We start from the raw sequence: 12,104 nt of genomic DNA on the forward strand, positions 1-12,104 counted from the left end.
CTGGCAACTAGGACTATCGAATCGGATTGCGCGCCGCCGCGTCAGTGTGCGGCGTCGTGAACCTCGCATGACAACTGTCATGCCTGGTCCATGCAGTACCGCGGCTCGCCGACTCGGTGTGGTTCCGACCCGGTGCGGTGGTCAGTGCAGCAGGCCGCCGAGGATTCCGGTGGGCGCGGGGCTCGGCGCGGAGGTGGGGGACGAGCCGGTGCCACTGCCGCCGCCGGAACCGCCGCCGGACTTCGTGCCGCTACCGGACCCGCTGGTCTGCGAGCCCGTCCCCGAGTTCGAGCCCGAGACCGAGCCGGTGGAGCAGCCCTGCCCGCTTTGCGGCACGTAGGTGACGTGGAACTGCTCGGTGCCCACCTGGCTGCCGCCGCGCAGCAGCGTCCGCGTGACATCGACCTGGAAGCCCGGCTGCGCCCCCGCACAGGAGCCGTGCCCTGCGCTGGGCTGAACGATCGCAGTACGCTGCGACACGTCGACCTTCACCTCGTCGTACGGCTTCTCGCCGAGGAGCGCGACGGTGAGCGAGTTGTTCGCGTAGGAGGCGTAGACGTAGACCGGGTGGCCGCTGACGTTGCTCCACTGGAGGTCGGTGCCGGGCGCGACCACGGCCGCGTCGAGGCCGACCGGGTAGCGGTCGACGTACGAGGCGTGCGGGTGGTGCACCGTGTCGCCCATGCCGGCGGAGAACGCCGCGTCGAAGACCGCCGTGGCGACCGTGTCGACGCCGCCGGAGGGGTCGACGCCCGCGCGCTGCGCCGCCGCGCTGACCGCGAAACCGTTGGCGGTGGTCGGCGCGCCGACGGTGCCGAGGAAGGACCAGGTGGCCCCGGGCGGCACGATGTCGCCGGCGACGAGCGAGGTGGCCCGCTGGACGTTGGTGAAGCGGTTCGGGGCGTCCGGGACCGGCAGGGTGCTGCTGCCGAGCACGTCGGTGACGTCGAGGGCCTGCGCCTGCGCGGTGGTGAAGGTTGCGGGGAGCGGGCCGAGCGGCACGTTCGCGGTGCGCGGCGCGGACTCGGTGAGTGCGGGCAGTACCGCGGCGGCGAGGCTGTCGGGGGCGAAGCCGCGGCCGTCGCGCGCGGGGACCAGCACCGGCTGGTCGCCGTTGATGGAGAAGGAGGCGTTGACCGCGGACTGCTCCTGCGCGCGCACGTTCTGGCCGAGGTAGCTGCGCAGCCGCGCGCCGTCGAGATGGGCGGCCAGCTGACCGGTCGGGTCGGGCGTGATGGTGAGCGCGTCGCCGATCTGAGCCGGGGTCAGCTGCGTGGTGACGGTCCCGGTGACCAGCGCGATCGGTGCCGACACCGCCGGACGGGCGATCGTCTCCAGCGCTGCCTGCAGCGCCGCGGGCGTGGCCTTCGGGCGCAACGGCTGCACTGGGATCCGAATCGGACCGGTGACCCGCAGGTATCCGTTCCGGATCGCGGTGATCGCGCCGTCCGTGCTGAATCCACGGCCTTCCTTGGGCGCGGTGACCACCGGGACGCCGGCCCGGAAGGTGATGGCGCCTTCGACCATCGGGCTGTTGTACGCGGCGGCGATCTTGTCAAGCGCGCGGCCGAGCGCGGCCGCGTCCACACTCGGGATCGGCGCGATCTGGTGCGTGGCGCCGAACAGCGCCGGGATGATGACCAGCGGGTTGGTGCGGTCCTGCTGCGCGGCCTGGAGGGTGCCCGCGACATCGAGGGTGAGCCCCGAGGTGCCGGGGTCGAGGCTGACCGGGGTCTGGCCGACCAGCAGCGGAATCGGCGCGCGGGCCGTGGCGCCGAGCCGGTCGCTGAGCGCCTGCTCGGCCGCGGCCGGGCTCAGTCCGCCGATCGGGACTCCGGCGACGACGGTGCCGCGCGGCACGCTGCCGCCGAAGACCCCGCTCGCCACCGCCAGCGCGACGCCGTAGAGGAGGGCGAAGGCGGCCGCCACGACGGCGACGATCGTCAGGAGCCTGCTACCGCCGCGCCGCTCGGTGTCGTCCTCGGCCGCGTCGTTCTCGGCCTGGCTGCGCCGGTCGGCGCGCGGCTTCGGGACGCGGCCGACTGCCGACTCGTCTCCGGCGGCGCCCCCGTGGCGCGGCCGCGGCTGCGCGGGCGCCGAGGGGGCGGCGGCTGCCGCGACGAGGGCGGGAGCCGCCGCCTGCGCCGGAATCTTGGTGAGCTGCTGGGTCGGCGCGTCCGGGGCGGCGAAGGGCGCGGCGAACGGACTGGCCGCGGCCGCGGAGCCGCGCAGGGCGCGGGCGGCCGGCGAGCCAGGGTCCAGATACGCGGACTCTCCGGAGGAGTTGTGGAAGATGCCGCCGAGGTAGCGCAGCGCGAGGGCGTGCCGCGAGGGGTCGTGCCCCTCGGGGTAGTACCCGCCGAAGCCGGGGAAGGCGGCGGGCTGGGTCGGGACGCCGTAGGGGCCGCCGAAGGTGGCGGCCGGAACGGCGCCGGGCACGTACTCGTAAGGGGGCTGACCCGCGTCGGCGAATTCGCCTTCGACGATCTCCTCGCCCCCGGCGGCGCCCGGCTCGCGCACCGCCGCCGCGCCCGCCGGCTCGTCGCGGAACCAGGTGCCGGGCAGGTCGTCGTCCGCCGTGGCGGCCGGATCGGCCGAGCGGTCGAGGCCTACGTCGGCCGCGGAGACCTTCTCGAGGTCGAGCCCGAAGACCTGCTCCAGGGTGTCGTGGAAGGCGTCGGCGAGCTCCGCCGCGTTCTGCTGCGCGGCCGTGGACGGCGGCAGCGTCGTGGTAAGCAGCGCCGGAGTCGGCCGGGTGTCGCGCGGCAGCGGCACCACGAGCGTGGCCGTAGTGAGCGCAGCAAGTTCTGAGGGCAGCGCACTGGGCCGCGCCGGGGAGGCGGCGACCTGTGCGAACGGGGCGGCCGGTGCGGCGTTGCGGCGCGGGCCCGGGGCGCCTTCCGGCAGGGCGTCCTCGGCGCGGTCCTCCCAGGCTGCGTGCGGACGCAGCGTCGTCGAGGGCTGAGGCGGCGCAGAGGGCAGCTTGATCAGCAGGCGGGCGGTCGCCTCGGCGGTGGAGGACACGCGCAGGCCGGACTGCTGCGGGTCGGCGGCCTGGGGCTCCTGGTGCGGCAGGGCGCCTGAATCAGGCATCGAGTACGGGTCGCCTGGGTTCGGATCGCCGTCGGGGCCGTCGCTCAGATACTCCGGAAGCGGCGGGAACTCGAGCAGGTCGGTCGCGCCGGGAACCCCGGTCTCGTAACCGCCGGTCTCGTACAGACCGGAGGCGAACTGCGGGTCATAAGGGTCGCGCCGGTACGGATCGGTGCCCCGCCCTGGGTAATCCGTGGACTCTGGAGTATTCACAGCGCCGTTCCGGCCTTCCAGATCGCAGATCGACGTCCGCGCCGCCGAATCGGCCCGATCACGGACAGTGCCTTGGCGATCACCATACTGTGATCGTCGTCGGCCCGAGGCCCGATGGCTGATATTCCACCGTCGCGAGTGATGCCGTGGGAACACGCGTCAACGCCGCTTCGGCGCATCGAACACGGTGAAAGGGATACGGCGTAACTGAACGCGTGCCGCAGCGTCCGCGGAATTCACCCGCGAGGGTGAACGCCTCCCGAGCCACCGGACCGCTGCGCGAGCCGCGCGTTGAGCGACGCGAGCCAGGCGCGGTACGTCACCGTGACGATCAGCGCCATGCCGCCGAGCAGATACGTGATCGACTTCCAGTCGTTGGGGAGGATCACGTCGCCCTTGCGCGCGAACGTGAAGGGCGGACCGAGGTAGGTGAGCCAGATGAGGGCGAGCAACCAGCCGGCGGAGGCGCAGCTGACCGCGGACAGCCGGGTCGGGAGCCACGACGCGGCAGCACCGGGCGCGAGTTCGCCCAGCGCGAGCATCAGGCCGATGAGGCCGCCGAAGCACAGCAGCAGGCCGGTAGGCCAGCTGACGCCCAGCCAGGTCGCGCTCGCCCGGTGACCGAAGGAGCCGAGGCCGCCGACGACGAGGCCGGCCGCCGCCGCGAGGAGCAGGAACAGCCAGCGCGAAACCCTCTCGAAGGCGAAAGCGCGCGGCTCGGCAGCGTCCTGGACGGGCTTATCGACCGGTGCGGCGCTCTTGCCCGCGGCGCCCTCGTCGGCGGAGGCGCTCGGGCGGGTCGGCTTCAGTCGGCTCACGGCAGCCATTCTGCGGCATGGTGCCTCGGCCGGAGTGCCGCGGCAGGCACTAAACGTCCAACCCGGCGAACAGATCCACCTCCGGCTTGTCCGGACCGGACGCACCGTGGACCAGTTGATAGTGCTCGACGCCCATCACCTGCTGGCCGAGGCTGTTGGACAGCGCGAAGAAGGGGCCGTCCACGGTGATCTGCGTGGCGTGCGCGCGCATCGCGGCGGCCTTGCGCTCGGCGTACTCCTCGGCGCGCACGACCGCGGTGACCGTGTCGTCCTCCGCGACGAAGGGCAGGTCGTCTACCGATTCGACCGCGACGAAGCCGGTCGAGTCACCCTCGGCCCGCAACGCGTCGAGCCCCGCCTGGACCACGGAACGCGGCACGGTGTTCCAGTAGATCTTGGATATCTCGTGCGCCGGCCCCGCGCCGAAATCCGCGTCGGCGGCGAGTTCGGCCGCTCGCATCGCCACCCGGTGCGCCTGGATGTGGTCCGGGTGCCCGTAGCCGCCGAACTCGTTGTAGGTAACCAGTACCTGCGGCCGCACCTCGCGAATGACGGGCACCAGCATCGCGGCGGCCTCGTCCACATCCGCCTGCCAGAAGCAGTTCGGCGCGTTGTTCGGCTCGGTGCCCATCATTCCCGAGTCCCGGAAGCGCCCGGGGCCGCCGAGGAAGCGGTAGTCCGTGACGCCGAGTTCGCGCATCGCGGCGGCCAGTTCAGTGATGCGGTGCGGGCCGAGCCGGTCCTCGTGGTCGGCGGCGAGATACGCCAATTCCGGCACCAGCACCTCGCCGAGTTCGCCGAGGGTGCAGGTCACCAGCGCCACGTGGGCGCCCTCCGCGGCGTATTTCGCCATGGTGGCGCCGTTGTTGATGGACTCGTCGTCGGGATGCGCGTGTACGAACAGGATCGACTGGCCGGTACGCGGTAGCGGACTGGTTCGACGCCTCATGCGTTTAAGCCTACGTTGCGCAGTCCGGTAGAAGTCCGCTTACGGCGTCTCGCAGTGAGGGCACGGATCGTATTCACTCGGTAACAGAGTCCTGCACAGCCCCGGGGAAGGACAACGCACCACAGATGACGGATACGATCCTGACCTCTCTGGACGTATCGAAGCGGCCGCGCACCGCCGACGAAGCCGCGGTCTGGTACGCGGCTGCCCTGGGTTGGCCGGTCACCCCCGGAATCGGCCTCGACAGTGACGCGACACACAGCCGAACCCCGAGCGAAGGACTCGACTGTTCCGGCGCGTGGCTGGCGCCCGGCCCCTGGCAGTGGGCCGCCTCCGCCGTGCCCGATCTCGTGCGCACGGTCTGGCGGCTTAGTCCGGGCTCGCCGGTGCTCGCCGTGCTCGGCCGTCCGGTGCCCGGCGCCCGGCGGCTGGGCATCGTGGACGTGCCGTCGCTGGTCGGCGTGGCGGCGCTGGAACGGCTCGGCAAGAACCCGGCGGCGGTCGGGCCGATCACCGACGGCCAGGGGCGCATCCGGTTCCTGGTCGACCTCGGCGCCGACGGCGAGCCCGAGTACGGCCTGAGCAAATGGCGCGAGGCCGGGGTCGATCTGCGCATTTGGGGGCGCGGCCGCTGCTGTCCGCTGCCTACGCCGGGGGCGGTCGGTCCCTCGTGGGTGGTGTGGGCCGTGCCACCGGACCCGCAACGGCGCACGCTCCCCCACGCGCGCCAGGTGACCGCTGTGCTGGACCGTGCGGTACGCGACGCGTATCCGTCGCTCTGGGACGCCGCGGTACATCAGGAGCAGGCTCTCTCATAGCATCGGGGCATGGCCGAAGAGATCTCCTTTCCCCGGCAGTTCGCCCGTACCCAGCGCTTCACCCTGGGTGTGCCACGGGCCTTCGCGATCGCCCCGGACGGTAGCCGGATCGCGTTCCTGCGCACCAAGACCGGCGCCGATCGCGCCACCTGCCTGTGGACCGCCGACCCGGACACCGGAGCGGAGCGGCTGATCGCCGACCCGGTGGACCTGCTGGCCGGCAGCGCCGGCGAGGAACTGACGGTCGAGGAGAAGGCCCGGCGGGAGCGCTCGCGGCAGGGCGCCGCGGGCATCGTGGACTTCGCGACCGACGGGGCGGTGCGGGTTGCTGCCTTCGCCCTGTCCGGGCGGCTGTTCCTGGCCGACCTGGAGGCCGGCACGGTGCGCGAGCTACCGGCCGAGGGCCCGGTGATCGACCCGCGGCCGGATCCGACCGGAGCCCACGTGGCCTACCTTTCCGGCGGAGCGCTGCGCGTCATCGGCTTCGACGGCGCTGCGGACCGGGCGCTCGCGGAGCCGGACGGCCCGAACGTGACCTACGGCGCCGCGGACTTCATCGCGGCCGAGGAGCTGGACCGGCACCGCGGTTACTGGTGGTCCCCGGACGGCACCCAACTGCTGGCCGCTCGGGTGGACGACACGCCGGTGACCCGCTGGCACATCGCCGATCCGGCCAATCCGGGACAGCCGGCCCGCGAGGTCGGATACCCGGCGGCCGGCACCGCGAACGCGCTGGTCGGCCTGGTTCGGCTCGGCCTCGACGGCTCGCGCACCCCGGTGGTCTGGGAGGGCGCCCAGTCCGAGCAGTCAGCACAGCCCGCCGAGTCCACGCAGTCCGCGGCGTCGGTGTTCGAGTACCTCGTCTCAGTGCACTGGTCCGCGCACGGTCCCGCGCTGCTCGTCGTGCTTTCGCGGGACCAGCGCACCTCACGGATCCTCGCCGTGCAGCCGGACGGCTCGACCAGCACGCTGATCGAGGAGTGCGACCCGGTCTGGATCGAGTCCGGCCCCGGCGCTCCCGCGTGGTCGCGCACCGGGGAACTGGCCTGGATCGCGCCGCGCGGCGACGCCTACCGCCTGCTGGTCGGCGACCGTGTGCTGACCCCGGACGGCGTTCAGGTCCGCGCGCTGCTCGGATTCGACGCGCGCCACGCGTACTTGTCCGTGTCCTTCGATGATCCGACGCGGATTCACATCGTGCGCGTCGCGCTGGCCGACGGCTCCCTGACTCAGCTCAGTTCGGCCGACGGCGTGAACGCCGCGGCGATCGGCGGTTCGCTCGCCGTCGTCACCTCCGCGACGCTGCACGAGCCGAACCGGCGTATCACGGTGCTGCGCATCGGCGACCGCGGCGAGGACGGAGGCGAAGGCGTCGCGCCCAAGCAGCTCAGCGAGCTGCGATCCGTCGCCGAGCAGCCGCGCCTCACGGCCAGGCCCCGCGAACTCGTCCTCGGCGAGCGTGAGCTGCGTGGCGTGCTCCTGCTACCGTCCGATCACACGCCGGGAACGAAACTGCCCGTGCTGCTCGACCCGTACGGCGGTCCGCACGGACAGATGGCCGTCGCGTCGCACAACGCGTTCCTCTCCTCCCAATGGTTCGCCGATCAGGGCTTCGCCGTGCTGGTCGTGGACGGCCGCGGCACTCCCGGGCGCGGCCCGGCCTGGGATCGCGCGGTGCGTGACGACTTCGTCGGAGCAACGCTCGAGGACCAGGTCGACGCCCTCGACGCGCTCCTGAAGCAGGTCCCCGACCTGGATCGCGGCCGGGTCGCGATCCGCGGCTGGTCATACGGCGGCTACCTGTCGGCGCTGGCCGTGCTCAAGCGGCCGGACGTGTTCCACGCGGCGATCGTCGGCGCGCCGGTCACCGACTGGCGGCTGTACGACACCGGATACACCGAGCGTTATCTCGGGCATCCCGATCTGGCGCCCGAGGTCTACAACGCGAATTCGCTGTTCCCTGATGCGGGGCCGGGGGCATGGCAGTGGGCTGAGCCGCACCGTCCGATGATGATCATTCACGGGTTGGCCGACGACAATGTGGTCGCCGCACACACCTTGCGGCTCTCCTCCGCGCTGCTGGCCGCCGGCCGGCCGCACGAGGTGCTGCCGCTGTCCGGGGTGACCCACATGACGCCGCAGGACGTGGTCACAGAGAACTTGATGCTTCTACAAGTTGACTTCCTACGACGAGCGCTCGGCGACTGAACCGCGGGCACATCCCACGGCTCACCGGCGTCATCCGCGTACCGGACGTCCCGTTGTAGCAAAATCGTGACAACCGTGCAGCGTCACTGTCGTCTCTGGACACGACAGCTAGGTCTGCGGAACCAGTACTCTTTCTGGACGGTCGGTCATGGTCGAATCGGGATCACCTCGGAACGCGGGTGACGGCCGATGACCGTCACGTCAGTCGGGGCAGGGATGAGCGACACCGCCGACAACTGGCCGATCCTGGCCGAACCTGAGCTGGCCGGCCCGCCGTCGGGCCGGCGCAAAGTCGACCACGACGCGGTCGCGGCCGAGCTGTTCGCCGCGCACTACGGACGGCTGGCCGGCTGGTGCCGCAAGCTGCTCGACGATGACGACACCGCGCACGAGATCGCGATGGAGGCGTTCACCCGGCTGCTCGGGCGGCTGCGCAAGGTGGACGACCCGGTCGGCTATCTGTACGTCATAGCCGCCAACCTGGTGCGCGACCACTGGCGCAAGACCAGGCGCGAACGCGAGATGCTCCGGCACACGAAGCAGGCGTACTCGGCCTCCGGGGGTGAGGCCGAATACCACGGCCGGGATCTGCGCGCGCTGGTGGAGGCGCTGCCGGACCGGCAGCGTGTGACGGTCCTGTTGTACTACTACGCCGGGTTCCCGCTCGCGGACGTCGCCCGGCTGACGAATCGGCCTGCGGGCACGGTCAAGAGCGACCTGTTCCAGGCCCGTGCGCAATTGCGCCAAGCGCTGGACGGCACCCGATGACCAACGGCACCCCCTCTTCCGAAGACTCGCAGTTCGATCCGCGCGCCGCGCGCGATCGGCACCCGGGCGGCCCGGACCCGGAGCGAGCCGACCGGCTCTCCCGCGAGGATCGCTTCGAGGACTCGCTCGCGCAGACCTGGGACGCCGAGGACGCCACGATCGACCGGCGACTACGCTCGCTGATCGGCCCGGTAACACCCCTGTATGCTCCACCGTACGGTTTCGAGCGGGTCGTGCTGCGGGCGCGGCGGCGGCGCAATCGCGCCGTGCTGGTCGGCCTGGCCGCCGGATTCACCGCGATCGCCGTGGCGGCCGGGGGCGTCTTGGTCGGCACCCGGATGACCACGACCACGATCCAGTCCGCCGGGTGCGACTCGGTCGGCAAGACCGCGCCGGGAGCGGCCGAGCTCGGGGCGTTGAATGCGGGACGCGACACGGTCGTGACATGGGAAGAATCCGACACCGGATTCGGGGGTGTCCCGGCGGCGGCCGCCGCTCAGGCGGTGGTGCGCATCCGGGACGGGGAGCACGGCATCGGTACCGCGACGAGCGGTGTCGACTCTGGGAGAGAGGTCATGGACCGCAAGTACGAATGGGCGATCGGCGGCGTGCTGACCGCCGCCGCGCTCTCGGTCGGCATCGTCGCCGGTTGCAGCTCGAGCAGCAGCGACAACGGGCCCTCGGCGAACGCCACCGAGAGCGGTGCCCCCGCGACCACTCAACCGGCGACCAGCGCCGGCCAAGTTCAGCTGCCCTCCGCGACCGCGGTGACCCCGAGCCCCACGGCCTCCGGGCTGCCGATGTGCGTGTCCACGGACCTGTTCGCGACGGTGAGCATCGTGGCCGGTTCGGCGGGCGCCGGGCACGAGCTCATGAACGTGGAGCTGACGAACAACTCCGGCCACACGTGCACCGTGTACGGCTTCCCGGGTCTGCAACTTGAGGACCGCAACAACGCGGGCTTGACCACGCACGTCAATCGCGACTTCGCGGTGAAACCGACAAAGATCATCGTGGCGAACAACGCCTCGGTGGCGACGACGGTGCGGTTCGACTTCGATGTCCCGGCGGCGGACGAGCCGCAGACCGGCCCCTGCGAAGCTCAGTCCGTATATATGGGGATCATCCCGCCCGACGAGAAGCGGCAGCTGGCCGCCACCATCGTGGGCGGCCCCGTGACGGTCTGCAACCACGGCACCCTTGACGTACTGCCGTTCGTCTCCGGCACCAAGGGCGCCAACCAGTAGTCGAACCGGTAAGTCAGACGTCGAACGGTCCGGCTCCCGCAGGAGAGCCGGACCGTTCGACGTTGCAGGACCCTTCCGAAGGCTACGCCTGGCCGCGCGAGCGCCGCGCCGCGGTCCGCGCCCGCTCCTGCGCCGAGAGCACCACCTTGCGGATACGCACCGAGGTCGGGGTGACCTCCACGCACTCGTCCTCGCGGCAGAACTCCAGGCACTGCTCCAGCGAGAGCTTGCGCGGCGGCACGATCTTCTCGGTCTCGTCCGCGGTGGACGAGCGCATGTTCGTGAGCTTCTTCTCCTTGGTGATGTTCACGTCCATGTCGTCGGAGCGCGAGTTCTCCCCGACGATCATGCCCTCGTACACCTCGGTGGTCGGCTCCACGAACAGCGAGCCGCGCTCCTGCAGGTTCGTCATCGCGAACGGGGTCACCACGCCGGCCCGGTCCGCCACCAGCGAGCCGGAGCTGCGGGTGCGCAGGTCGCCGAACCAGGGCTCGTAGCCCTCGAAGGTGTGGTTGGCGATGCCGGTGCCCCGGGTCTCGGTCAGGAACTCGGTGCGGAAACCGATCAGGCCGCGCGACGGGACCAGGAACTCCATCCGGATCCAGCCGGTGCCGTGGTTGGTCATCGTCTCCATCCGGCCCTTGCGGACCGCGAGCAGCTGGGTGATCGTGCCCAGATACTCCTCGGGCGCGTCGATGGTCAGCCGTTCGACCGGCTCGTGCACCTTGCCGTCGATGGTCTTGGTGACCACCTGCGGCTTACCCACGGTCAGCTCGTACTGCTCCCGGCGCATCATCTCCACCAGGATCGCCAGCGCCAGCTCGCCGCGGCCCTGCACCTCCCAGGCGTCCGGCCGGTCGGTCGGCAGCACCTTGATCGAGACGTTGCCGACCAGCTCGCGGTCCAGCCGGTCCTTGACCATGCGCGCGGTGACCTTCGCGCCCTTGACCCGGCCGACCAGCGGCGAAGTGTTGGTGCCGATGGTCATCGAGATGGCCGGCTCGTCCACGGTGATCAGCGGCAGCGGGCGCGGGTCGTCGGCGTCGGCCAGGGTCTCGCCGATCATGATGTCCGGGATGCCGGCGATGGCGATGATGTCGCCGGGACCGGCCTGCTCGGCAGGCTTGCGCTCCAGCGCCTCGGTCATCAGCAGCTCGGTGATCTTCACCCGCTCCATCGAGCCGTCCCGCTTGATCCAGGCCACCTGCTGCCCCTTGCGGATGGTGCCCTGGTGCACCCGGCACAGCGCGATGCGGCCGAGGAAGTTGGAGGCGTCCAGGTTCGTCACGTGCGCCTGCAGCGGCGCGCCCTCGGCGTAGGTCGGCGCGGGGATAGTCTCCAGGATGGTGCGGAACAGCGGCTGAAGGTCCGGGCTGTCCGGCACCGAGCCGTTCGCCGGGCGCTCGAGCGAAGCCTTGCCGTCGCGGGCGCAGGCGTACACGATCGGGAACTCGATCTGCTCCTCGGTGGCGTCCAGGTCCAAGAAGAGCTCGTAGGTCTCGTCCACGACCTCGGAGATCCGCGCGTCCGGCCGGTCGGTCTTGTTGATGACCAGGATCACCGGCAGCTTCGCGGACAGCGCCTTGCGCAGCACGAACCGGGTCTGCGGCAGCGGCCCCTCGGAGGCGTCCACGAGCAGCACCACGCCGTCCACCATGGACAGGCCGCGCTCCACCTCGCCGCCGAAGTCGGCGTGCCCGGGGGTGTCGATGATGTTGATGACGGTGTCGGACCCATCCTCGGGCGACTTGTAGTGCACGGCGGTGTTCTTCGCGAGGATGGTGATCCCCTTCTCGCGCTCCAGGTCGTTGGAGTCCATCACCCGCTCGTCCACGTGCTGGTTCGACCGGAATGCCCCGGCCTGCCACAGCATCGCGTCCACGAGCGTGGTCTTGCCGTGGTCGACGTGGGCCACGATCGCCACGTTGCGGATGTCGTTACGCGTAGGCATGCCGGTAGCGTCTTTCCTAGGTCGGGAGGGAAGGGCGCT

Annotated in this window: 8 protein-coding genes; 4 read left to right on the plus strand and 4 right to left on the minus strand. The window is 71.2% G+C overall.

The window, feature by feature from the left end:
• Positions 1-141 precede the first annotated feature (141 nt).
• The 3 genes from VFA06_RS16810 to mshB form a co-directional block, all read right to left on the minus strand.
• Entirely contained in the window at positions 142-3,306 is a 3,165-nt protein-coding gene (locus tag VFA06_RS16810) for a VanW family protein (protein WP_324841529.1), read from the minus strand.
• A gap of 236 nt (positions 3,307-3,542) precedes the next feature.
• Positions 3,543-4,124 (minus strand): hypothetical protein, encoded by a 582-nt coding sequence (locus VFA06_RS16815; protein ID WP_324841530.1) that lies wholly within the window; start codon positions 4,122-4,124, stop codon positions 3,543-3,545.
• A gap of 49 nt (positions 4,125-4,173) precedes the next feature.
• Positions 4,174-5,073: an N-acetyl-1-D-myo-inositol-2-amino-2-deoxy-alpha-D-glucopyranoside deacetylase gene (mshB, locus tag VFA06_RS16820; RefSeq protein WP_324841532.1), complete on the minus strand. Its 900-nt coding sequence runs from the start codon at positions 5,071-5,073 to the stop codon at positions 4,174-4,176.
• A 125-nt stretch (positions 5,074-5,198) separates the two neighbouring features.
• On the opposite strand from mshB, the gene VFA06_RS16825 reads away from it, so the two are divergent.
• The 4 genes from VFA06_RS16825 (at position 5,199) to VFA06_RS16840 (ending at position 10,114) form a co-directional block, all read left to right on the plus strand.
• Positions 5,199-5,891, plus strand: coding sequence for a hypothetical protein (locus tag VFA06_RS16825; protein ID WP_324841533.1), 693 nt, complete (start codon positions 5,199-5,201; stop codon positions 5,889-5,891).
• Positions 5,892-5,900: 9 nt separating this feature from the next.
• Positions 5,901-8,099 (plus strand): S9 family peptidase, encoded by a 2,199-nt coding sequence (locus tag VFA06_RS16830; protein WP_324841534.1) that lies wholly within the window; start codon positions 5,901-5,903, stop codon positions 8,097-8,099.
• A 189-nt stretch (positions 8,100-8,288) separates the two neighbouring features.
• Positions 8,289-8,867: a sigma-70 family RNA polymerase sigma factor gene (locus VFA06_RS16835; protein WP_324841535.1), complete on the plus strand. Its 579-nt coding sequence runs from the start codon at positions 8,289-8,291 to the stop codon at positions 8,865-8,867.
• Entirely contained in the window at positions 8,864-10,114 is a 1,251-nt protein-coding gene (locus tag VFA06_RS16840; RefSeq protein WP_324841536.1) for a DUF4232 domain-containing protein, read from the plus strand. The genes VFA06_RS16835 and VFA06_RS16840 overlap by 4 nt, the downstream gene beginning before the upstream one ends.
• Before the next feature lie 82 nt (positions 10,115-10,196).
• Here VFA06_RS16840 and typA read toward each other — a convergent pair whose 3' ends face one another.
• Positions 10,197-12,065 carry a translational GTPase TypA gene (gene typA / locus VFA06_RS16845; protein ID WP_324841537.1) on the minus strand — a complete coding sequence of 623 codons (1,869 nt, stop codon included), beginning with the start codon at positions 12,063-12,065 and terminating at the stop codon, positions 10,197-10,199.
• Between the last annotated feature and the right edge of the window lie 39 nt (positions 12,066-12,104).

The sequence above is a fragment of the Actinocrinis sp. genome (genome assembly GCF_035653575.1).
Taxonomy (GTDB): Bacteria; Actinomycetota; Actinomycetes; order Streptomycetales; family Catenulisporaceae; genus Actinocrinis.